General features: G+C 72.7%; 23 protein-coding genes. 9 read left to right on the top strand and 14 right to left on the bottom strand.

Annotated elements, in window-relative coordinates:
• The first annotated feature begins 17 nt into the window (after positions 1 to 17).
• Both ligD and SACE_RS17210 read left to right on the top strand, forming a co-directional pair.
• Positions 18 to 926 (top strand): non-homologous end-joining DNA ligase, encoded by a 909-nt coding sequence (gene ligD / locus SACE_RS17215; protein ID WP_009942151.1) that lies wholly within the window; start codon positions 18 to 20, stop codon positions 924 to 926.
• A 115-nt stretch (positions 927 to 1,041) separates the two neighbouring features.
• On the top strand, positions 1,042 to 1,395 hold the full coding sequence (locus SACE_RS17210) for a hypothetical protein (RefSeq protein WP_009942152.1): 354 nt from the start codon (positions 1,042 to 1,044) through the stop codon (positions 1,393 to 1,395).
• Positions 1,396 to 1,441: 46 nt separating this feature from the next.
• On the opposite strand, the gene paaE is transcribed toward SACE_RS17210, so the two are convergent.
• The 6 genes from paaE to paaZ all read right to left on the bottom strand — a co-directional run bounded on the left by paaE (position 1,442) and on the right by paaZ (position 7,349).
• Positions 1,442 to 2,506 (bottom strand): 1,2-phenylacetyl-CoA epoxidase subunit PaaE, encoded by a 1,065-nt coding sequence (gene paaE / locus SACE_RS17205; RefSeq protein ID WP_029621354.1) that lies wholly within the window; start codon positions 2,504 to 2,506, stop codon positions 1,442 to 1,444.
• A 70-nt stretch (positions 2,507 to 2,576) separates the two neighbouring features.
• Positions 2,577 to 3,095 (bottom strand): 1,2-phenylacetyl-CoA epoxidase subunit PaaD, encoded by a 519-nt coding sequence (paaD, locus tag SACE_RS17200; RefSeq protein WP_009942155.1) that lies wholly within the window; start codon positions 3,093 to 3,095, stop codon positions 2,577 to 2,579.
• The gene (gene paaC, locus SACE_RS17195; RefSeq protein WP_009942157.1) at positions 3,089 to 3,979 is read right to left on the bottom strand and encodes a 1,2-phenylacetyl-CoA epoxidase subunit PaaC; all 891 of its coding nucleotides are present in this window, start codon (positions 3,977 to 3,979) and stop codon (positions 3,089 to 3,091) included. The genes paaD and paaC overlap by 7 nt, the downstream gene beginning before the upstream one ends.
• Positions 3,980 to 4,046: 67 nt before the next feature.
• Positions 4,047 to 4,352, bottom strand: a complete 306-nt coding sequence (gene paaB / locus SACE_RS17190; protein ID WP_009942158.1) for a 1,2-phenylacetyl-CoA epoxidase subunit PaaB — start codon at positions 4,350 to 4,352, stop codon at positions 4,047 to 4,049.
• Positions 4,345 to 5,310 (bottom strand): 1,2-phenylacetyl-CoA epoxidase subunit PaaA, encoded by a 966-nt coding sequence (gene paaA / locus SACE_RS17185; RefSeq protein WP_009942159.1) that lies wholly within the window; start codon positions 5,308 to 5,310, stop codon positions 4,345 to 4,347. Before paaA ends, paaB begins: the two co-directional genes overlap by 8 nt.
• Positions 5,307 to 7,349 (bottom strand): phenylacetic acid degradation bifunctional protein PaaZ, encoded by a 2,043-nt coding sequence (paaZ, locus tag SACE_RS17180; RefSeq protein WP_009942162.1) that lies wholly within the window; start codon positions 7,347 to 7,349, stop codon positions 5,307 to 5,309. The genes paaA and paaZ overlap by 4 nt, the downstream gene beginning before the upstream one ends.
• A 258-nt stretch (positions 7,350 to 7,607) precedes the next feature.
• Here paaZ and paaK point away from each other — a divergent pair, with 258 nt between their 5' ends.
• The 4 genes from paaK (at position 7,608) to SACE_RS17160 (ending at position 11,967) form a co-directional block, all read left to right on the top strand.
• On the top strand, positions 7,608 to 8,945 hold the full coding sequence (gene paaK, locus SACE_RS17175) for a phenylacetate--CoA ligase PaaK (protein WP_009942163.1): 1,338 nt from the start codon (positions 7,608 to 7,610) through the stop codon (positions 8,943 to 8,945).
• Positions 8,946 to 8,969: 24 nt separating this feature from the next.
• Complete coding sequence (locus SACE_RS17170; RefSeq protein ID WP_009942165.1) at positions 8,970 to 9,593, top strand: TetR/AcrR family transcriptional regulator; 624 nt, start codon at positions 8,970 to 8,972, stop codon at positions 9,591 to 9,593.
• A gap of 664 nt (positions 9,594 to 10,257) precedes the next feature.
• Entirely contained in the window at positions 10,258 to 10,890 is a 633-nt protein-coding gene (locus SACE_RS17165) for a hypothetical protein (RefSeq protein WP_009942166.1), read from the top strand.
• A gap of 93 nt (positions 10,891 to 10,983) precedes the next feature.
• On the top strand, positions 10,984 to 11,967 hold the full coding sequence (locus SACE_RS17160; protein WP_009942167.1) for a phytoene/squalene synthase family protein: 984 nt from the start codon (positions 10,984 to 10,986) through the stop codon (positions 11,965 to 11,967).
• A gap of 19 nt (positions 11,968 to 11,986) precedes the next feature.
• On the opposite strand, the gene SACE_RS39755 is transcribed toward SACE_RS17160, so the two are convergent.
• Entirely contained in the window at positions 11,987 to 12,325 is a 339-nt protein-coding gene (locus SACE_RS39755) for a hypothetical protein (RefSeq protein WP_009942168.1), read from the bottom strand.
• A 223-nt stretch (positions 12,326 to 12,548) separates the two neighbouring features.
• Positions 12,549 to 13,733, bottom strand: coding sequence for a S8 family peptidase (locus SACE_RS17150; protein WP_009942169.1), 1,185 nt, complete (start codon positions 13,731 to 13,733; stop codon positions 12,549 to 12,551).
• Between the two features lie 246 nt (positions 13,734 to 13,979).
• Here SACE_RS17150 and SACE_RS17145 point away from each other — a divergent pair, with 246 nt between their 5' ends.
• Positions 13,980 to 14,414, top strand: a complete 435-nt coding sequence (locus SACE_RS17145) for a universal stress protein (protein WP_009942170.1) — start codon at positions 13,980 to 13,982, stop codon at positions 14,412 to 14,414.
• A 13-nt stretch (positions 14,415 to 14,427) separates the two neighbouring features.
• Here the strand turns inward: SACE_RS17145 and SACE_RS17140 are convergent, their stop codons facing one another.
• Both SACE_RS17140 and SACE_RS17135 read right to left on the bottom strand, forming a co-directional pair.
• Complete coding sequence (locus SACE_RS17140; protein ID WP_231850019.1) at positions 14,428 to 15,114, bottom strand: GAF domain-containing protein; 687 nt, start codon at positions 15,112 to 15,114, stop codon at positions 14,428 to 14,430.
• A gap of 158 nt (positions 15,115 to 15,272) precedes the next feature.
• On the bottom strand, positions 15,273 to 16,043 hold the full coding sequence (locus SACE_RS17135; protein WP_009942173.1) for an IclR family transcriptional regulator: 771 nt from the start codon (positions 16,041 to 16,043) through the stop codon (positions 15,273 to 15,275).
• A gap of 152 nt (positions 16,044 to 16,195) precedes the next feature.
• Here SACE_RS17135 and SACE_RS17130 point away from each other — a divergent pair, with 152 nt between their 5' ends.
• On the top strand, positions 16,196 to 17,125 hold the full coding sequence (locus SACE_RS17130) for a U32 family peptidase (protein WP_009942175.1): 930 nt from the start codon (positions 16,196 to 16,198) through the stop codon (positions 17,123 to 17,125).
• A 192-nt stretch (positions 17,126 to 17,317) separates the two neighbouring features.
• On the top strand, positions 17,318 to 17,587 hold the full coding sequence (locus SACE_RS38730) for an NUDIX domain-containing protein (protein WP_197537772.1): 270 nt from the start codon (positions 17,318 to 17,320) through the stop codon (positions 17,585 to 17,587).
• A 194-nt stretch (positions 17,588 to 17,781) separates the two neighbouring features.
• On the opposite strand, the gene SACE_RS17120 is transcribed toward SACE_RS38730, so the two are convergent.
• Genes SACE_RS17120 through SACE_RS17105 form a run of 4 tightly spaced genes read right to left on the bottom strand, consistent with a single transcriptional unit; the run spans position 17,782 to position 21,603 of the window.
• Entirely contained in the window at positions 17,782 to 19,083 is a 1,302-nt protein-coding gene (locus SACE_RS17120; protein WP_009942183.1) for a sulfate adenylyltransferase subunit 1, read from the bottom strand.
• A complete protein-coding gene (gene cysD / locus SACE_RS17115) occupies positions 19,083 to 19,985 on the bottom strand; it encodes a sulfate adenylyltransferase subunit CysD (RefSeq protein ID WP_009942185.1) in 903 nt (300 codons plus the stop codon). The genes SACE_RS17120 and cysD overlap by 1 nt, the downstream gene beginning before the upstream one ends.
• On the bottom strand, positions 19,985 to 20,746 hold the full coding sequence (locus tag SACE_RS17110) for a 3'(2'),5'-bisphosphate nucleotidase CysQ (RefSeq protein WP_009942187.1): 762 nt from the start codon (positions 20,744 to 20,746) through the stop codon (positions 19,985 to 19,987). Before SACE_RS17110 ends, cysD begins: the two co-directional genes overlap by 1 nt.
• On the bottom strand, positions 20,743 to 21,603 hold the full coding sequence (locus SACE_RS17105) for a sulfite exporter TauE/SafE family protein (RefSeq protein ID WP_009942188.1): 861 nt from the start codon (positions 21,601 to 21,603) through the stop codon (positions 20,743 to 20,745). Before SACE_RS17105 ends, SACE_RS17110 begins: the two co-directional genes overlap by 4 nt.
• Positions 21,604 to 21,605: the final 2 nt, after the last annotated feature.

The following is a 21,605-nucleotide window of genomic DNA, read 5'->3' as shown; positions in this document are numbered from 1 at the left end:
GCGGGCAGGAGGCGGCGATGGCGGGCAGCGACGTCACCGTCGAGGTGTCGGGCCGCCGGCTCAAGCTGTCCAATCTGGACAAGGTCCTCTACCCCGTGACCGGGTTCACCAAGCGCGACGTGGTCGACTACTACCAGCGGGTCGCGCCCGCGATGCTGCCGCACCTGCGCGACCGCGCCGCCACGCTGATCCGGTTCCCGGACGGCGTGGGCGGGTTCTCCTTCTACGAGAAGAACGTCGGCCGCCACGCGCCCGACTGGCTGCCCACCGTCGCCCTGATCAGCGGCGCCGAGGGCACCGGGCGCGCGCTCAACCACCACGTGGTGGTCAACGACCTGCCGACGCTGGTGTGGACGGCGAACCTGGCCGCGCTGGAGCTGCACGTGCTGCAGTGGAAGGTCGACGCCGACGGGACCCGAAACCCGCCCGACATCCTGGTGTTCGACCTCGACCCCGGCGAACCCGCCACCATCGTGGACTGCTGCCGGGTGGCCGAGCTGCTGCACGACGTCCTGCGCGCGGAGGGGCTGCGCCCCTACCCCAAGACCAGCGGCTCCAAGGGACTCCAGCTCTACTGCCCGGTGCGCGTGGACTCGCCGAAGCGCACCTCGGAGTACGCCAAGGAGATCGCCCAGCACATGCAGGCCGAACACCCGGAGTCGGTCGTGGCGAAGATGGCCAAGGCCGAGCGCGAGGGCAAGGTGTTCATCGACTGGAGCCAGAACAACACCGCCAAGACCACCGTCGCCCCGTACTCGCTGCGCGCACGGGCCAGGCCGACGGTGTCCACACCGGTCACCTGGGACGAGGTCCGCGGCTGCACCAAACCGGACGAGCTGGTCTTCACCAGCGACGACGTGCTGCGGCGGCTGGACCGCCACGGCGACCTCATGGCCGACATGGAGGACTCGCCCACCCCGCTGTGATGCGCGAGGCGAACTTGCTCGTGTGGCGGTGCCGGTTGCCTGGACGAGCAGTTCTCAAGTCCATCCCGATGATTTGTTGCCTGGGCACTCGCCCACAGGGGTAACCTCACGCGGCATGAGTTTCGCCGAAGTCGTGTTCCTGCTCGGGCCCGTCGGTGCTGTTGTGATCGCGCCTGCAGCCATAGTGGTGCTGGGCGTTCGCCCGCGCCGTCGGTGGGCAGTGCGGCTCGGTGTGGCGCTGACGTTCGTCGTGGCAGCCGGCTTCGTGGGGTACTGGATCCTGTGGCGGGTGGCATATGACTATGAGGAGGCGTTCCAACCGACGCCTGCGGCGTTGGAAATCGGCCTGGATGTGACGATGACCGCGGCCGCTGTCGGCAGCCTTGGTCTGGTAGCAATCGCCCTCACCGCGTTGGTCCTTCCGCGCCAAGTCCGGAAGGCCACGCTGGGCGAACCCTCGAACCCTTGAAGGTCTCGCCCCCGCATCACGCCGGATCAGTGATCCCCAGCGTCGCCTAGGAGTCGAAGTCCACCGTGACGGTGTCGGTTACCGGCAGCGACTGGCAGGTCAGGACGAATCCCTGCTCGACCTCGGACTCCTCCAGGGCGAAGTTGCGCCGCATGCGGACCTCGCCGTCGGTGACCCTCGCCCGGCACGTCCCGCACACGCCGCCCTTGCAGGCGAACGGCAGGTCCGGGCGGACCCGCTGGGCGGCGTCGAGCACCGGCACGTCCCTGGGCAGCGACAGCGGCGTCGCCCTGCCGTCGAGCACCACGGTGACCTCGCTGGTCGGGCCCTCGAAGGCGGGCTCCTCGTGCCGGACCGGCTCCGGCGGGACGTCGTCGACGAAGAACAGTTCCTGGTGGACCGACCGGTTCGCCACGCCGCGCTCGCGCAGCACCTGCTGGGCGTCGCGGACCATCCCGTACGGACCGCACAGCCACCAGTGGTCCACTTCGGACGGTTCGACGACCGCGTCCAGGATCGCGCGCAGCTTCGCGGCGTCGAGCCTGCCGGTGAACAGCTCGGACTCGCGGGGCTCGCGGGAGAGCACGTGGACCAGCTCCAGCCGGGCCGGGTAGGTGTCCTTCAGGTCGGCCAGCTCGTCGGCGAACATCACCGTGTCGCTGCGGCGGTTGCCGTAGAGCAGCGTCACGGTCGCTGCGGTCTCGCGCAGCACCGAGCTCGCGATCGACAGCACCGGCGTGATGCCCGACCCCGCCGCGACCAGCACGTGCCGCTCGTCGGCGCCGAGGTCCGGGGTGAAGCCGCCCGTGGGCGGCATGACGTCGATCCGGTCCCCGGCCTGGACCTCGTGCACCAGCCACGACGAGAACAGCCCGCCGGGGACGTGGCGCACGCCGATGCGCGGCGCGCTGCCGTGCGGCGCGCAGATGGAGTAGGAGCGGCGTTCCTCGCGTCCGCCGACCTCGCGCCGCAGCGTCAGCGACTGGCCGGGCCGGAAGTCGTACTCGCCCGCGAGCTCACCGGGCACGTCGAAGCTGACGGCGACCGCGTCGTCGCACAGCCGCTCCACCCGGCTGACCGTGAGCGTGTGGAAGGCCGTGCGGCGGCGCACCGGGGCCTGGGTGACCGGATGCGCACCGGCGTCGGAGGCGTCGGCCGCGACGGGAGCGGAACGGGGCACGTCAGATCTCCTTGATGTGCTCGAAAGGTTCGGAACACGCGCGGCACCGCCGCAGCGCCTTGCAGGCCGTCGCGCTGAACCGCGAGACCTCCTCGGTGTCGGCCGATCCGCAGTGCGGGCACGGCACGCGCGGCGCCGGTGCGCTCAGCGTCAGCGGTACGGGTCCGGGCCCGTGCCGCGGGGCGCTGCCGGGCGGTGCGATGCCGTACTCGGCGAGCTTGCGCCTGCCCTCCTCGCTGATCCAGTCGGTGGTCCACGCCGGGTGCAGGACGGTGCGGACCTCGACGTCGTCGAACCCGGCGTCGTGCAACCGCCTGCGCAGGTCGGCGCGCATCTCGGCCATCGCCGGGCAGCCGGAGTAGGTCGGCGTGATCGAGACGACGACCCCGCCGCCCTCGGTGGTCTCGACCTCGCGCAGCACCCCGAGGTCGGCCAGCGTCAGCACGGGCAGCTCGGGATCGGGCACCGTGCGCGCGATCTCCAGCGCACGCCGCGCGTCGATGCTGGTGCCGGTCACCACGTCGCCTCCGGGTGCGCTCGTGCCAGGCTCTGCATCTCGGCGAGCAGATAGGCCAGGTGCTCGGTGTGGATGCCGTCGCGCCCGGCGGCACCGTTGACTCCCGACAGCGGCGCGATCTCCGGCAGCGGCAGCAGTGCGGTCCGCAGCACCTGCGCCAGCACCTCGTCGAACTCCGCGCGCACCTGCGCCGGGTCCACTCCGGCCCCGGCCTCGGTCATGCGCCGCTCGACGTCGTGGGTGGTGAACAGCTCGTCGACGAACGGCCACACCGCCTCGATCCCCGCCCGCATGCGCTCGTGGGAGAGCTCGGTGCCGTCGCCGAGGCGCACGACCCACCGCGCGGCGTACTCCCGGTGGTAGGCCAGCTCCTTGACGCCCTTGGCCGCGATCGCGGCCACGACCGGGTCGCGGGAGTCCGCCAGCCGGCTGAACAGCGCCAGCCGCCAGGTCGAGAAGACCAGCAGCCGGGCGAGGGTCTCGGCGAAGTCGCCGTTGGGCACCTCCACCAGCCGGACGTTGCGGTAGGCGCGATCCTCCCGGAAGTAGGCCAGCTCGTCCTCGCCGCGCCCGGAACCGTCGGCCTGCCCGGCCCGCGACAGCAGGAGTCGGGCCTGGCCGAGCAGGTCGAGCGCGATGTTGGCCAGCGCCAGCTCGTCCTCCAGCTCCGGCGCGTTGGTCACCCACTCGGTGAGCCGGTGCGAGAGCACCAGCGCGTCGTCGCCGAGCATCGTGCAGTACTCGCCCAGCGCGGCGCCGTCGACGCCGTCCGGCAGCGTGGTGTCCACACCGGACAGCGGGTCGTCGAACCCGGTGCCGAAGGCCCACCGCGACTCGCCGTCCGGCTCGGCCTCGGTCAGCGCCTGGTATGCGTTCTCGTCGCTCATCGACACGTCTTCCCGTCTGAAAACCAGCTCCGCCCTCGGAGCGTCCGACTCGCCGCGATCCGGCCGGTCACATGTGCGGGACCTCGTCCGGGATGGCGTAGAACGTCGGGTGGCGGTACACCTTGTCCCCGCTGGGCGCGAAGAACGGGTCCTTCTCGTCGGGGCTCGACGCGGTGATCGCGTCGGCCCGCACCACCCAGATGCTCACGCCCTCGTTGCGCCGCGTGTAGAGGTTGCGCGCGTTGTGCAGCGCCATCTCCTCGTCGGCGGCGTGCAGCGACCCCACGTGCACGTGGTTGAGCCCACGCTTGCCGCGGACGAACACCTCGAACAGCGGCCAGGACGACCGGGGCGCCCCGCTTCCCTCACTCATCGCCGGCCTCCCGTCGTGCGGCGTGCTTGGCGGCGTGCGCCGCGGCCGCGTCGCGGACCCACTGCCCTTCCTCGTGCGCGCGGCGGCGGCGCGCCAGCCGTTGCGCGTTGCACGGCCCGTTGCCGCCGATGACCCGCTTGAGCTCCGACCAGTCCGGCTCGCCGAAGTCGTAGTGCCCGCGCTCGGCGTTCCAGCGCAGGTTCGGGTCCGGCAGGGTCACACCGAGCGCGTCGGCCTGCGGCACCGTCATGTCGACGAACTTCTGCCGCAGCTCGTCGTTGGTGTGCCGCTTGATGCCCCACGCCATCGACTGCCGTGTGTTCGGCGAGTCGCCGTCGGGCGGGCCGAACATCATCAGCGACGGCCACCACCAGCGGTCGGTCGACTCCTGCACCATCTCCCGCTGCTCGGCGGTGCCGCGCATCATCGTCATCAGCAGCTCGTAGCCCTGGCGCTGGTGGAACGACTCCTCCTTGCAGATGCGCACCATCGCCCGCGCGTAGGGCCCGTAGGAGCTGCGGCACAGCGGCACCTGGTTGCAGATCGCCGCGCCGTCGACCAGCCAGCCGATGACCCCGATGTCGGCGAAGCTCAGCGTCGGGTAGTTGAAGATCGACGAGTACTTCTGCCTGCTGCTGATCAGCTTGCCGGTCAGCTCGGCGCGGTCGGCGCCGAGGGTCTCGGCCGCCGAGTACAGGTACAGGCCGTGCCCGGCCTCGTCCTGCACCTTGGCCAGCAGGATCGCCTTGCGCCGCAGGCTGGGCGCGCGGGTCAGCCAGTTGCCCTCCGGCTGCATGCCGATGATCTCGGAGTGCGCGTGCTGGGCGATCTGGCGCACGAGGGTCCTGCGGTAGCCCTCGGGCATCCAGTCGCGGGGCTCGATGCGCTGGTCGTGGGCGATCCTGCGGTCGAAGTGCTCCTGCAGCACCTCGTCGCCGGACTCCTGCACCGCGGTCATGCCTTCTCCTCGGGTCGCTTGGCCACGAGCGTGAGCACGTCGTACTTGGCCACCGACTCGCCGACCTGGTTGGTCACGTCGGCGTCCCACCGGACCTCGCCGTGCTCGGCGTTGACGCGCGGGGTGATCTGCTTGGCGGTCAGCGTCACGGTCAGCTCGTCGCCGGGGTAGGTCGGCGTGAGGAACCGCAGGTTCTCCAGCCCGTAGTTGGCCAGCACCGGGCCCGGCGAGGGCTCGACGAACAGACCCGCGGCGAAGGACACCACGAGGTAGCCGTGGGCGACCCGGCCCTCGAAGAACGGGTTGGCCTTCGCGGCCTCCTCGTCGGTGTGGGCGTAGAAGGTGTCACCGGTGAACTCGGCGAAGTGCTCGACGTCCTCCAGGGTCACCGCGCGCGGGCCCGCCATCACGGTGTCGCCGACGCGCAGGTCCTCCAGGTGCTTGCGGAACGGGTGCACGTCGGTGACGCTGCGGCCGGAGCCGGGCACCCACTGACCGGTGACGGCGGTCAGCGTGTCGGGGTCGGCCTGGACCGCGGTCCGCTGCATGTGGTGCAGCACGCCGCGCACGCCGCCCATCTCCTCGCCGCCGCCCGCGCGGCCCGGCCCGCCGTGGACCAGGGCGGGCAGCGGGGAGCCGTGCCCGGTCGACTCCCGGGCGTTGTGCCGGTTGAGCACCAGCAGCCTGCCGTGGCGGGAGGCCGCACCCAGGACGACCTCGCGGGCGAAGTCGGCGTCGGCGCTGACCACCGAGCCCGCCAGGCTGCCCAGGCCGCGCCGGGCCAGCTCGACCGCGTGCGCGGCGGAGTCGTACGGCATGATCGTGCTGACCGGCCCGAACGCCTCCACCTCGTGCGGCTCGGCGCGGTCGGGGTCGTCGCAACGCACCAGCATCGGGGGCAGGAACGCGCCCCGCTCGGCGTCGGCGCCGGCCACCTCCACCCGCTCGGGATCGCCGTGCACCAGCGTCCCGGCCGCCAGAAGCGCCTTCAGCGAGCGGCGGACCTCCTCGCGCTGTTCGAGGCTGGCCAGCGCGCCCATCCGGACCTCGGGCGAGGCCGGGTTGCCGACCACGACCTTCGACAGCCGCTCCGAGGCCGCCTGCACGACGTCGTCGACGCGTCCGGCCGGGACCAGCGCCCGCCGGATCGCGGTGCACTTCTGCCCCGCCTTGACCGTCATCTCGGTGACGAGCTGCTTGACGAACAGGTCGAACTCGTCGGTGCCGGGCGCCGCGTCGGGCCCCAGGACCGAGCAGTTCAGCGAGTCGGCCTCCACGTTGAACCGCACCGAACGGGCGGCCACGTTCGGGTGCGCCCGCAGCCGCTGGCCGGTGGCCGCCGAGCCGGTGAAGGACACCAGGTCCTGGTCGGTGAGGTGGTCGAGCAGGTCGCCCACCCCGCCGCAGACCAGTTGCAGCGAGCCCTCCGGCAGCACGCCGGACTCCACGATCAGCTCGACCAGCCGGTGGGTCAGGTAGGCGGTCTGGCTGGCGGGCTTGACCAGGGTCGGCACCCCGGCCAGGAACGCCGGCGCGAACTTCTCCAGCGGGCCCCACACCGGGAAGTTGAAGGCGTTGATCTGCACCGCGACGCCCCGCAGGGGCGTGCAGATGTGCTGGCCGACGAAGGTGCCGCCCTTGCCCAGCGGTTCCACCGCGCCGTCGACGTAGACCTTGGCGTTGGGCATCTCGCGGCGGCCCTTGCCCGAGTAGCCGAACAGCACGCCGATGCCGCCGTCGATGTCGAACTTGGAGTCGCCGAGCGTCGCGCCGGTGCGCGCCGACAGGGCGTAGAGCTCCTCGCGGTGTTCGAGCAGGTGCGAGGCGAGCACCTTCAGCAGCGCCGCGCGCTGGTGGAAGGTCAGCTCTCCCAGCACCGGGCCCCCGCGGGCACGCCCGTACTCCAGGGCACCGGCAATGTCGATCCCGGCCGAGGAGATCCGCGCGACCTCCTCACCGGTCACCGCGTCGTGCAGTGGCGCCCCATCCTCGGAAGGGACGTGCCAGTCACCGTTGACGAAGCTCCGCAGGGCGGCCATCCAGCCAACCTCCTCAGCACGAATTCTTTTACCGACCGTTCGTTCGGTAACGATAGCAGCGAGCGGGCCGGTCCGACAGCTCCGCGGCCGCCGGATCCCCCGCTGTACCGAGCAAGAACCGCGCACGTGAGCGCCCTATTGACATCCCGGTCCGGCACTGCATAAATAACCGACTACTCGGTCAGTAACCGGGGCCGCGCGGCTACCGCGGGCACCGGGCGGGCCGCCGAGCGCACCAGCACGTCGAGGGAGCACGCCATGACGGGGACGACGGGGTCTCGCACACCGCGCCGGCTGGGAGCCGCGCCCGCGCGATCGGAGCTCGACCCCGCGGAGCGGTACTCGGCCGACGAGCTGGCCCACGTCCAGCTCGAACGCCTGCGCCGGACGCTGCGGCACGCCTACGACAACGTCGAGCACTACCGCAGCCGCTTCGACGAGGCGGGCCTGCGCCCCGAGGACTGCAAGAGCCTGGACGATCTGGCCCGCCTGCCCTTCACCACCAAGCACGATCTGCGCGACAACTACCCGTTCGGGATGTTCGCGGTGCCGATGTCGCAGGTGCGCCGGGTGCACGCCTCCAGCGGCACCACCGGCAGGCCGACCGTGGTCGGCTACACCGACGACGACCTCGACGTCTGGTCCGACGTCGTGGCCCGCACGATCCGCGCCGCGGGCGGCAGGCCGGGCGACAAGGTCCACGTCGCCTACGGCTACGGCCTGTTCACCGGCGGCCTCGGGGCGCACTACGGCGCCGAACGCCTCGGCTGCACCGTCATCCCGGCCTCCGGCGGGATGACCGCCCGCCAGGTGCAGATCATCCAGGACTTCCGGCCCGAGATCATCATGGTCACCCCGTCGTACATGCTCACCCTCATCGACGAGTTCGAGCGCCAGGGCATCGACCCGCGCACCACCTCGCTGCGCACCGGCATCTTCGGCGCCGAGCCTTGGACCGAGCAGATGCGCCTGGAGATCGAGGAACGGCTCGACATCGACGCCGTGGACATCTACGGGCTCTCGGAGGTGATGGGCCCCGGGGTGGCGGGCGAGTGCGTGGAGACCAAGGACGGCCTGCACGTCTGGGAGGACCACTTCTACCCCGAGGTGATCGACCCGTTCACCGGCGAGGTGCTGCCCGACGGCGAGGAGGGCGAGCTGGTGTTCACCTCGCTGACCAAGCAGGCGCTGCCGATCATCCGCTACCGCACCCGCGACCTGGCCAGGCTGCTGCCGGGCACCGCACGCCCGATGCGCCGGATGACCAAGGTCACCGGCCGCAGCGACGACATGATCATCCTGCGCGGCGTCAACGTCTACCCCACCCAGATCGAGGAGATCGTGCTGCGCACCAGCGGGATGTCCCCGCACTTCCAGCTCGTGCTGAGCAAGCACGAGCGGATGGACCACATGACCGTGCGGGTCGAGGCGCGGCCGGACTGCCCGGGCCCGCGCCGGGTCAGCGCCGCCGACGAGCTGGTCCGCGCCATCAAGGACGCGGTGGGTGTCAGCGCCGACGTCGCGGTGGTGGACCCCGACACCCTGGAGCGGTCGGTCGGCAAGCTCCAGCGGATCGTGGACACCCGCGGCCGCTGACCGGCGGCTGGAATACTCCGGGCCATGCAGGGCAACGCCGGTCAGCGCAACCGCCGAGGTCGGCCGGGATACGACCTCGGGAAACTCCTCGACGTCTCGGTGCAGGTGTTCATCGAGCGCGGCTACGAGGGCACCAGCATGGAGGACCTGTCCAACCGGCTGGGCATCACCAAGTCCGCGATCTACCACCACGTCTCGGGCAAGGACGAGCTGCTGCGGCTCAGCGTCAACCGGGCGCTGGACGCCCTGTTCGCGGTCATCGAGGAGGAGCGCTCCACCACCGGCAAGGCCATCGACCGGCTCGAACACGTGGTCCGGCGCAGCGTCGAGGTGCTGGTGGAGGACCTGCCCTTCGTGACGCTGCTGCTGCGGGTGCGGGGCAACACCAAGGTGGAGCGGCAGGCGCTGACCCGGCGGCGCGAGTTCGACCGCATCGTCAGCGACCTGGTCAAGCAGGCCGAGGCCGAGGGCAGCATCCGCCCGGACGTCGATCCGGCGCTGACCGCGCGGCTGCTGTTCGGCATGGTCAACTCCATCATCGAGTGGTACCGGCCGAACCGGGGGCTGCGGGCCCCGGCCATCGCCGACGCGGTCACCAAGATCGCCTTCGACGGACTGCGCAACGGTGCGGGCGAACCCGGCGGATGAGTTGGGCTCTGTTCTACAAGCGGCGGAGCCGCTTGCGGTGTGGGACTCAGCCTTTGACCACCCGCCACCCGCGTCCCCAACCTCCCCTGGCAGTACACCTAGTGGCGGGCGCCGCGTCATAACGGCCGCGCTGGTTCGTCTCGTTGTCGTGCGGGCGATCTGGAGCGCCCGCACCGCGCGCGGGACGTTGAGGGGCTTCCGCGCGTGCCAGGCCGCCGGCCGCGCCGGAGTCCAGTCCCGTGCTGCGGCCGGCGGCCCCGCGCCGTGCCACCCGAGTCGGCGCCCGCCTCACCTAGGATGGAGGCAGCCTTACCGGGGCCCGGTGTTGGCGCACCGGGCGTGCAGCCCGGGTCGGCGGAGTCCTCGATCCAAGCGGTCGGGGACTCTTTTCATGTGCGGGACCTGGAAGTTCCCGTTGGGACGCCTGTGACTTCTGCGCCGCGATGGACTCACGCCCGCGGTGCTGTGACGTAAACCACGAAGGCCGCCGTTCGTGCCTGGGCGCGATCGACACCGCGGCGACCGGGCCGAAAGCCTCCTGCGATCTAGCGGAGCGGCCCCTACCGTCGGCCGGGCAAGTCGCACTGGGGAACTGCAACGCCCACCGGGCATCGCCCTCGCGCAGCGCGTTCGCAGCACATGCACACAGCACCCGGAGGCCTCCGTGTCACGTTCGGAGACGATAGCCCGCGCCTTCCTCCGCTACCTCTACGAAGACAGCCACTTCCGCCCGGAGGTCGCCGGCTTCCTCGACGGGTCGGGGCCGCAGGCCGGCATCAGCCACGCCGAGTTCGCCGCGATCGTGGAGTCGCTGCGGGAGAAGGAGCTCATCGCCACCAGCGGGCCCGACGCCGAGGGTCTGCCCCTGCGCGCGGGGCTGACCGGATCCGGGCTGATCTGCGCGGGCTACCACGACGGCGACGTCGAGGCGTGGGCCCGCTCCCGCGAGGCCCCGGTCGGCGTGCTCGAACAGCCCGAGCCGTCCGAACCGGTGATCCCGTCCCAGGCCGCTCCGCCGACGCGCGCCGACTTCGCGGGCCTGGCCCGCGTCGCGCGGGTGGTGTTGCTGACGCTGCCCACCGTGCAGGCCCGCGCCGGCGACGGCGACCTCGTCGAGCACACCGCGCGCCAGCTGTGGGAATGCGCGCGCCGCCCGGATCCCGACGCCCGCCGGGTGCGGCTGTTCGCCCGCAGGCTCCGCGAGGAGCTGCGCACCGGCCCGGTCGCCGACACGCTGGGGATAGTGCTGCTCGACGGCCTGGACGAGGAGATGGCCCAGGCGGGCATCGACCGCTGACGGTGACCGGCTTCACGATGCCGTCGGCCCGGCGCGGTGCGCGCCCGCGGTGTGCTGAGATTCCGGTATGCACTCCGCTGCCGGAAGCCGTCGATGACCCGTCGCGAGCTCGACGCGGCCGGGATCCGGCAACCGGCGATGCGGGCGGCCTACCGGCGCTGCCGGCGGCTCAACGCCGAGCACGGCCGCACCTACTTCCTCGCCACCCGCCTGCTGAGCCCCGCGCGGCGACCGGCTGTGCACGCGCTCTACGGCTTCGCGCGGTGGGTCGACGACGTCGTGGACGAGCCCGCGCGCGGAACCGACGACCGCGAACGCCGTCTCGGGCGGCTCGACCGGGCGCTGCGGGCGGGACTGGACACCGGGCGCAGCGACCACCCGATCCTGGCCGCCCTGGTCGACACGGTGCGCCGCCACGCCATCGACCGCGCGCTGTTCACCGACTTCATGACCTCGATGCGGATGGACCTGACCGTCCGCGACTACCCCGACCGCGCCGCGCTGGAGCGCTACGTGCACGGCTCGGCGGCGGTCATCGGCCTGCAGGTGCTGCCGGTGCTCGGCACCGTTTCCGAGGTGGCGGCCGCCGCGCCCTACGCCGCCGAGCTCGGCCGGGCCTTCCAGCTCACCAACTTCATCCGCGACGTCGGCGAGGATCTCGACCGCGGACGCGTCTACCTGCCCGCCGACGAGCTCGCGGCGTTCGGAGTGGACCGGGAGCGACTCGCGTGGTGCCGCCGCCACGGTGGTCCCGACGCACGCGTGCGGCGGGCACTGGCCGACCAGGTGGCACGCACCAAGGCCGCGTACCGGGCGGCCGAGCCGGGCATCGCGCTGCTCGCGGAGGCTTCGCGGCCGTGCGTGGCCACCGCGTTCACCCTGTACGGGGAGATCCTGGACCGGGTGGTGGAATCCGGCTACGAGGTGTTCGGCTCGCGGCTCGCCGTCGCGAACTCGCGGAGGTTGAGCATCGGTCTCACCGCCGCCTCCGCGGCAACCGCCGCGCGGGTGACCTCCGGGCTGCGCTTGCGAAGCGGTTCCTCGTCCCGAGCCGGCCGACAGCGCGCTCGCGCCTGAACAAGAGGCTGGCCGCGGCTCAGCGTTCGTCCTGCTCGCCCGTGCGCTGCGGCCCGGGCCCTGAGGGAGGTGCGTCGGCCCGCGGCTCGCGTTCGTCCTCGATCGCCTGCGCGGCGACCTTCGTGCAGTTGCCGAGGTCCTCGGCGGCCGCGGCCGCCTGGTCGAGCGCGACCTGCACCTCCGACGGCTGCACCAGGCCCGAACCCGAGTAGCGGTGGGCCAGCAGGTCGAGCTGCCGCGCGAGCTTGTTGCCCGCCGCGGTCACCACCAGCAGCGCCTCCTGGGCCGCGGCCAGCTCCTCGGGGGTCCCCGGCGTCGGGCCTGCGGCTTCCTCCAGCCCCTCCGTCGCACGCGCCATGGCCCGCGCGGTGGCGTCCAGATCCCGCCACCCCGAGGACGCCGCCCTGCCTGTCATCGATCTCGGCCCCCACCACGTGTGCCCGCGCTCCTGCGGGTCCCATCACCCGGCGGGCGTACCCGCCGATGATGCCGCTCTCCACCCCGGCGCGCCCGTCAGAGGCGCGCCGAACCGCTACCGGTGGCTACCCCGCCGGGGGCGCGGGCACACGTGAGGAGGAGGTTCAGGGCACCTGCACCAGCCCGGCACCGACGTCGGTGGACGGCAGCGGGAGCCGCCTGGCCTTCTGCGCGAGCCGCGCCCACAGTCCCCACGCCCGCTCGTGGTGCTGCTGGGCGTAGAGGGTGGCCACGCCCGCCACGTGCGGGGTGGCCATGCTCGTGCCGCTCAGCGACTTGGAGCCCGCGCCCGGCCAGCTCGAGTGCACGTCGACGCCCGGGCCGACCAGGTCGACCTGGCCGATCTGGTCCACGGTGCCGCAGGAGAACTCGGCGATCGCGTTCCGGGCGTCCACGGCACCGACCGCCATGATCGACGGGCAGTTCGCCGGGTGCCCGACCGGGGCGATGGTGCCCGACCCGCGGCTGCTCTCGTTGCCCGCCGCGGCGATGATCAGCGTGCCGCGGGCCATGGCGCGCTGCGCGACCCGTTCGAAGGCCTGCGAGAACGGCTGACCGGGCTCGGTCGCCGCGCCGAGCGACATCGACACCACCGAGCAGCCGTTGGAGATCGCCCACGAGATGCCGGACAGGATGCCGCCGTCGCTGCCGGTGCCGCCGTTGGCCAGGACCTTGCCCGCGTAGATGCTGGCCTCCGAGGCGATCCCGTAACCGGGCCCCTGGGCCGGGGTGCGCGGGCCGCACGCCGTGCCGATCACGTGGGTGCCGTGGCCGTGGCCGTCGTGGACATCCTCACCCGGCACGAACGAGCCGGTCACGATGTCACGCCCGGCGAAGTCCGGGTGCTGCAGGTCAAGCCCGGTGTCGAGCACCGCCACCCGCACGCCGGCGCCTGTGGGGGTCGAGCCGTTGACGCCGACCGCCTGCAGTCCCCAGGTGAGCGCCCCGTCCACGGGAGCCGGGGGTGCCTCGGCCGCCGGCGCGGCGTCGTCGATGGCGTAGACCGTGCGTTCGGCCTCGAACGCCGCGATCGGTCCGGACGAGCGCACGGCCTCGCTCAGCGCGCTGGCCTGGTCCGATCCGGCGGTGACCAGCGCGATGCCGAGCTCGTTGAGCACGACGCCGTCGGCGGCGCCGAACAGCTCCGCGGCCGACGCGCCGACCACGTCGGCGGTGTTGACCGTGCGGATACCGGCCAGCCTGGTCAGTTCACGTGCGCCGACGACGGTCGCGTCGTCTTCGAGCAGTACGAGATAACGCCCGGTGGATGAGCTTTCCGTTCCGGCCACAGCGCCCCCTTGGTCGCGGTGCTCCTACGGCACACCTGTCACAGGTGTATCGCGCGTCACAGCCCCGAGCAAGCGGCCGGACGGGTACGCGTACCCCGGGTCCGGCTGTCCTCAGTGGATCGAATCGCCGATCGTGGCGGGAAGTCCGCGTCCTCCGGGGATGGCCATCGGACCGGTTGATCCCCACACTGGTCGGTGAAGCCCCGTTCCAGCGACGCGGGGGCGAGTGGCAGGGAGGTATGCGCCATGAGCAACCCGACCGAGCGCGAGATCGTCGTCGGCGTGGACGGTTCCTCGTCGTCGAAGTCGGCGCTGCAGTGGGCCGTCGGCCAGGCCGCGCTCACCGGTGCCCGGGTGCGCGCCGTGGTGGCGTGGGAGTTCCCCGCCTTCTACAGCTGGGAGGGCGGCCCGATGCCGCCCGAGGAGTTCGAGCAGACCGCGCGCAAGGGTCTCAACGACGTGGTCGACGAGGTCGAGCGCGAGACCGAGCAGCCGGTGCGCATCGACCGGGAGATCATGCACGGCCACTCCGCGCAGGTGTTGCTCGACGCCGCGAGGCACGCCGAGCTGCTGGTCGTCGGAAGCCGCGGGCACGGCAGCTTCTACGGTGTGCTGCTCGGCTCGGTGAGCCAGCGGTGCGCGCAGCACGCCGAGTGCCCGGTGGTGATCGTCCGCGCGTGAGCGGCCGGCGTTCTCACTCGCGCCAGCTCTCCGCCAGCGACAGCGACGCGCGCCAGAGGACGTCGTAGGCGTCCTCCGGTTCCAGGCCGCGCTTGCCGATCAGGACCTCGGCCGCACGGGTGATCACGTCGCTGCTGCGCAGCGGTTCGCCGATGGCGGCGCGCTCGGGCTCCTCCTCCCCCGCCGCGTCCAGGGCGACCGCGCCGTGGGCGGCCAGCACGAGCACCACGTCGGGGTCGGCGGCGGCCAGGCCCCTGGGTTCGGTCGAGCACACCGTGAGCGCGGCGTGCCGATCCGCCCCGGTGGCCAGGAAAACGCCCGCCGCGAGCACGCTGCGGATCCCGTGCCGGGCCGCCCGCTTCCCGAACCGCTCCCAGGACGGTTCGGTGGCGACGTCGGTGCTGTAGGAGAGGCCGGTGCCGTCGGCTCGCGTGGCGTCGGCGACCGGCCCTTCGGCGCACTCCTGCTGGAGGGCGTCGAGCTCGCCCGCCTTCGCGTCGGTCTGCGCGGCCGTGGAGAGCTTCCCGCCCGCCTCGTGCACCGTCAGGCCCGCCATCGCCGCGCCGGGTACGGTCACCGCCGCCACGTCGACCACGAGTTGCAGGACCGCGGCGACCGAGCCGACCGCGAACAGGTCGCGTCCCAGGTCGGCGAACTGCAGCGCCAGCGGCGACCAGAGCTGCTCGCGGGTGTCGGCCACTCGCGGCCAGTGGGCGGCGCCGGGGGCGCGTTCCCCGAAGTGCCGCGCGAAACGCCGTCGGTCCGCATGGTCCGGCTCGGTGTCCACCTCACCGCTTTACCCAGCGGTGGGCCACCCCAACCGCGGGCCGATTCCGGTTGGCCCCCAACCGATCGCGCTCATCCGGCCGGACGGTGCCCGAGGCGCTCCGACAGCAGCCTGGCGCCCTCGCATGCCAGTTCGCGCAGCGCCGGCTCGGTCTCTTCGTTCCAGCGCAGGATGGGCGCCGAGATGCTCAGCGCGGCCACCACCTCGCCGGACTGGTCGCGCACCGGGGCCGCCACGCACGCCACCGCGTCGTTGGACTCGCAGTACTCGCGCGCCACTCCCCCGTCGGCGGCGATGGTGTCGAGCTCGCGGCGCAGCGCCCTGCGGTTGGTGATGCTGTTGTCGGTCATCGCGGTGAGCCGGACGCTGGCGTAGAGCTCGTCGAGCCGCTGCCGGGGCAGGGCCGCCAGCAGCACCTTGCCGACCGCGGTGCAGTGGGCGGGCAGCCGCTTTCCGACCGCCGAGACCATCCGCACCGGGTGGCTGCTGTCGACCTTGGCGACGTAGAAGACGTCGGTGCCGTCCAGCACGCCGATGTGGACGGTCTCGCTGCAGCGCTCGGCGACGGTCTCGGCCACGACGCGCCCTTCGCGCGCGAGGTCGAGCCGCTCGGCGTAGGCGGAGCCGAGCTGGAAGCCGCGCACGCCGAGGCGGAACCTGTTGCTGCCGCCGCCCGCCGGGGTCAGGTAGCCCCGCTCGGCGAGGGTGCCGACGAGCTCGTGCACCGTCGTGCGGGGCAGACCCAGCTTCGCGGTGATCTCCGGCGCGCTCAGCTCGTGCTCGTCGAGGAAGAGCTCCAGGACGTCGAATGCGCGTTCCACCGCGGGTACCGCTCGTGCCACCGAGACGCTCCTCACTGGCACCGGCCGCTGCCGGTGCCGCTGTCCGGTATTTCGAACATGGTATCGGCGAGCGGGTGGCGCGGCTTGACCGGCACGCGCGGGCCTACCTACGATCACCGAACACTGTCCGATATTTCGAACGGAGGCGGTTCGTGCGCGCCACCCGGGAGTTCCTGCGTTCGGCCGGCTTGCCCGGCGGTGATCCGGACGCACCCGCCACCAGCGGCAAGCGCTTCCCCGACGGAGCCCAGTACCGGGTCGAGATCCCGAGCGTGGAGGGCCCCGACGTGCTGGAGGCGGTGCTGGCCGAGGCCGCGGCGCGGCGGGTGGTGGTCCACCGCGTCTCGCAGGGCAGCGGCGGCATGCTGCTCACCGACGGCGAGCTGCGCGCGATGGCGTCGACGGCCGTCGACGCCGCGGTCGAGCTGAGCCTGTTCGCCCGCCCGGTGGCGGCGTGGGACACCTCGGCGCTGTCGACGGCACCAGGCGGCGGTCCGGTCGCCGCGCAGGCGCGCGGGACCGAGCAGCTCGTGCACGCGCTGGAGGACGTGCGCCGCACCGCCGAGGCCGGGATCCGCAGCGTGCTGATCACCGATCTCGGGGTGCTCTCGGTCGCATCGAGGATGCGGGAGGCCGGTGAGCTGCCCGCCGACATGCGGTTCAAGATCAGCGTCCAGATGGGACTGGCGAACCCGGCCTCCATCCGCATCGCCGAGGACCTCGGCGCCGACTCCTACAACGTGCCGACCGACTTCACCGTCGCCCAGCTCGCGGCCGTCCGCGCCGCGACCGACCTGCCGCTGGACGTCTACGTCGAGGCGCCCGACGACATGGGCGGCTTCGTGCGCCACTACGAGATCGCCGAGATCGTGCGCGTGGCGGCGCCGGTGTACGTCAAGTTCGGGCTCCGCAACGCGCCGAACATCTACCCGAGCGGCCTGCACCTCACGCCCACCGCGGTCGCGCTGGGGCGGGAGCGGGTGCGCCGGGCGCGCATCGGCCTGGACCTGCTGCACCGCTACGCACCGGACGCGGTGGCCTCGACCTTGCCCGCCGAAGGCCTGGCGGTTCCGGTGCGCTGAGGTTTTCTCCTCGCGGCGATGCCGGCTACGGACGCAGGGCGTGATCGACACGAGGTGGGACCGCCGGGACGTTCTCAGCCACGTTCGAACCGAACATCATCGAGGATGAGAAGGTACGGGCACCGCCACGACGAAGGGGTCGATGCGTTGACGCATCCGAGCGCGACACGCCTCCGCGTCGCCGCCTAGGTCATCCGACGCACCGGAACCGGCCATCAGCTCCTCGTCTTCGACCAGGTCGGCGTCCCCGGAGCCGGTACCCAGGTACCCGCTGGTGGCGTCGAACCCGGTGAGGCTCTGTCCGACGCGGTGGTCCGCGAGATCGCCGAAGAGACCGGCCTGACCGACGTCACCGTCGTCGCTGAACTCGGCGCGGAAGACAAGCCCCACCCCGAAACCGGGCTGCCCCGTCACACCACCTACTTCCACGTGCACGTGCCTTCCCGCAGCCGGAGCAGCTGATCCACCGCGTCCGTGCGGCCGGCCAGGACAACGGCCTGCGGTTCGCCTGCCGGTTCACGGCCCTGCCGCTGTCGGCGCACCTGGCCGACCACCAGGACGTCTTCCTCGATCGCATCGGCCCCGCATCGGTCACGACCACACACCACAGCCGGTGACGAAGCCCGCTCGACCAGCACTACCGCGATGGAAACGGTTCACTGAGCCGCTCGCGGCGCACCTTCGTCCACTGTGGAGGCACGGTCGATCATGACCGCCGCGACCGTCGCGTTGGTGGACTCGTCGATGAGCACTCCGCCGCCGGTGAACCGGTTGCGGGCGTACGGATCGCAGTGCACCGGCTCGTCGAGCCGGAGGCCGACGCCGCCGATGTCGTTGAGCGCCAGCTCGTCGGCCGGTTCGCGGCGCAGAGTCGTGACGTCCAGCCGGTGGTGCACGGCGGTGGCGGTCGCCCCGACGGTCTTGGTCGTGTGCTTCAGCAGCAGCCGCGAGCCGGCTTCCAGGGGCCGTCCGGCCGACATCCAGCAGACCGTCGCGTCCACGCGGTCCGCTGCCACGGGCGGGGAGTCGACGGCGCAGAGCAGGTCGCCGCGCCGCACGTCGATGTCGTCGGCGAGGCGCACGGTCACCGACAGCGGCGCGCCCGCACGCCGGACCGGGCCGTCGGGCGAATCGAGCGCCGCGATCCGCGTGCGCGTCCCGGACGGCAGGTGCAGCACCTCCTGGCCCTCGACCGCCACCCCGGCGGCCAGTTGCCCGGCGCAGCCGGTGTAGCCGTCCGCGGCTCGGATCACGTACTGCACGGGCAGCCGCAGCGGAGCGCCGTCTCCGGTCGTCGTGGCGACGGTTTCGAGGTGTTCCAGCAGCGTGGGCCCCTCGTACCAGGGCATGGCGGGCGACGGGTCCACGACGTTGTCCCCGTGCAACGCCGCGATCGGGATCGCGGTGACCGCACCGAGTCCGATGCGCTCGGCCCGGTCGCCGAAATCCGCGGCGATCCGGTCGAACACCGACCGGTCGTAGCCGACCAGGTCCATCTTGTTCACCGCCAGCACGACGTGGCGCACCCGCAGCAGACCGGCCAGCACCGCGTGCCGGTGGCTCTGCCCGGTCAGCCCGTGGCGGGCGTCGGCGAGCACGATCGCCAGGTCCGCCGTGGACGCGCCGGTCACCATGTTGCGGGTGTACTGCGCGTGCCCCGGCGTGTCGGCGATGATGAACGCACGCCGCGCGGTCTCGAAGTAGCGGTGCGCCACGTCGATCGTGATGCCCTGCTCCCGCTCGGCGCGCAGCCCGTCGGTCAGCATCGCCAGGTCGAGGTGCTCGTCGCCGCGTTCGAGGCTCGCCTGCCGCACCGCGTCGAGCTGGTCGGCCAGCAGCGAGCGCGAGTCGTGCAGCAGCCTGCCGATCAGCGTGCTCTTGCCGTCGTCGACGGCTCCGGCCGTGGCGAAGCGCAGCAGCCCGGAGGCCGGCAGCGAGGTCGCGGTGGTCGTGCTCATCAGAAGTAGCCCTCCCGCTTGCGGTCCTCCATGGCCGCGGCGCCCGCGCGGTCGTCGGCGCGGGTCTGGCCTCGCTCGGTCACCGGGGTCGCGGCGATCTCGGCGATGACCTCGGCGACCGTGCCCGCCCGCGACGGCACCGCCCCGGTGCAGGTCATGTCCCCGACCGTGCGGAAGCGCACCGAACGCTCCACCAGCGGCTCGTCCGGGGACCGGTCGACGAACCGGCTGTCGGCCAGCAGCATCCCGTCGCGCTCGAAGACCTTGCGCATGTGGGCGAAGTACAGCGGCGGCAGCTCGATCCCGTCGCGCTCGACGTAGGCCCACACGTCGCGTTCGGTCCAGTTCGACAACGGGAACGCCCGGACGTGCTCGCCCGGCCGCACCCGCCCGTTGTAGAGGTTCCACAGCTCCGGGCGCTGGTTGCGCGGGTCCCACTGCCCGAAGGCGTCGCGGAACGACAGCACCCGCTCCTTGGCCCGCGCCCGTTCCTCGTCGCGGCGGGCGCCGCCGAACAAGGCGTCGAAGCCGTGCTCGGCGACCGTGTCGAGCAGGGTGACCGTCTGCGCGCGGTTGCGGCTCGGCCACCGCCCGGCCGGTTCGGCGACCCGGCCCGCGTCGATCGAGTCCTGCACCGAGCCGACCACCAGCCGCACCCCGAGCTCGGCGACCCGCCGGTCGCGGAACTCGATCACCTCGTCGAAGTTGTGCCCGGTGTCGACGTGCAGCACCGGGAACGGGATCGGCGCGGGCCGGAACGCCTTCTCGGCCAGCCGGAGCAGGACCGCGGAGTCCTTGCCCCCGGAGAACAGCAGCGCCGGGCGGTCGAGCTCGGCGGCGACCTCCCGCAGCACGTGCACCGCCTCGGCCTCCAGCACCGCCAGCCTGTCCGCTTCCGGCATCACGCCTCCCCCGCCCGCTCCAGCCGCGCCAGTTCGGCCAGCAGCGGCTCCGCCAGCGCGGGACGGCACACCACCAGGTCGGGCAGCCACGGATCGGGCCGGTTGTAGACCAGCTCCGAGCCGTCCAGCCGCGAGGTGTGCATCCCGGCGGCCCTGGCCACCGCGATCGGCGCGGCGCTGTCCCACTCGTACTGGCCACCCGCGTGGACGTAGGCGTCGACGTCGCCGAGCACGACCGCGGCGATCTTCGCCCCGGCCGACCCCAGCGGCACCGTGACCGCACCGAGGGCTTCGGTCAGCGTCTCGACGAACGCCGGCGGGCGGGTGCGGCTCACCGCGATGCGGGGCCGCGCGCCCCCGGAGTCGAAGTGCCGCGGCGGGTCGGCGGTGCTGAGCACCACGTCCCGGGCGGGCAGGGCCACCGCCCCGGCCACCAGCCGCCGGCCCTGCGCGAGCGCGACGTGCACCGCCCAGTCCTGCCTGTCACGCTCGCCGAACTCCCTGGTGCCGTCGAGGGGATCGACGATCCAGGTGCGGCCGTCCGCCCGCCGCGGCGGGCCGGCGGTGCCGTGCTCGGACAGGACCGTGTCGGCGGGGCGCTGCTCGGTCAGCTCCGCCAGGAGCAGTTCGTGCGCTCCCCGGTCCCCCGCCTCGCCCAGCGCCTTCGGGTCGGCCGGGTCACCGCGCCCGCGCAGGTCGACGAGGTGGCGGCCCGCCGCCTCGGCCAGCCGCGCCGCCAGCACGTGGTCGTTGTCGGTCAACTTCGTCCTCCTTCGTCGCCCACCCGCGCCGGGGTGGGTTGGCCGACCCGCAGAACCGCGGCCGCGGCACCGGCGGCGGCCACGGCGGGCACCACCGCGACGGCCACCGGCACCCCGAGCAGCACGAGTCCGGTCAGGATCAGCATCGTGCCCAGCGCCACCCTGATCGGGACGTCCGGCGTCCGGGCCGACAGCACCGCGCCGGCCAGCACACCCGGCACCGACCCTGCCAGCAGCGAGGCGACCAGGCCGAACTCGACGTCGCCGACCAGCAGGTGCCCGCCCGCCGCGACCAGCACCAGCGGCACGGCCTGCGCCAGGTCGGTTCCGACCAGCCGGGCGGAGGGCAGGCGCCGCTGGAGCAGCAGCAGGCACACGATCACGATCGAGCCGGAGCCGACCGAGGTCGTGCCCACGACCAGTCCGGCCACCGCGCCTAGCGCGACGGTGGCCACCGGCCGGGCGCGCGGGTGCTCCGGCGGGTCCGGCGCACGCGTCCGGTCCAGGTACATGCGGACGAACAGCGTCCCGGCCGCGACCACGACGGCCGCACCGGCCACGATCCTGAGCACGTCCTGGGTCCGCTCGCCCAGCGTTCCGGCCAGCACAGAGCCGACCGCCGCGCAGGGCAGCGAGCCGAGGCAGAGCAGGCCCACCAGTCGCAGGTCCACGGTTCGCCTGCGCAGGTGCACCGCGGCGCCGATGGGCTTGGTGACGGCGCTCGCGACCAGGTCGGTGGACACCGCCGCCAGCGGAGGAACGCCGAAAACCAGCGTCAGCAGCGGCATCGCCAGCGCGCCGCCGCCCATCCCGGTCAGGCCCACGAGCACCCCGGTGAGCAGGCCGGTGGCCGTCACGC

Origin of the sequence: Saccharopolyspora erythraea NRRL 2338, assembly GCF_000062885.1 — a bacterium.
In the GTDB taxonomy this organism is placed as follows: Bacteria; Actinomycetota; Actinomycetes; order Mycobacteriales; family Pseudonocardiaceae; genus Saccharopolyspora_D; species Saccharopolyspora_D erythraea.
This window is presented reverse-complemented; position numbering and strand designations above follow the sequence as displayed.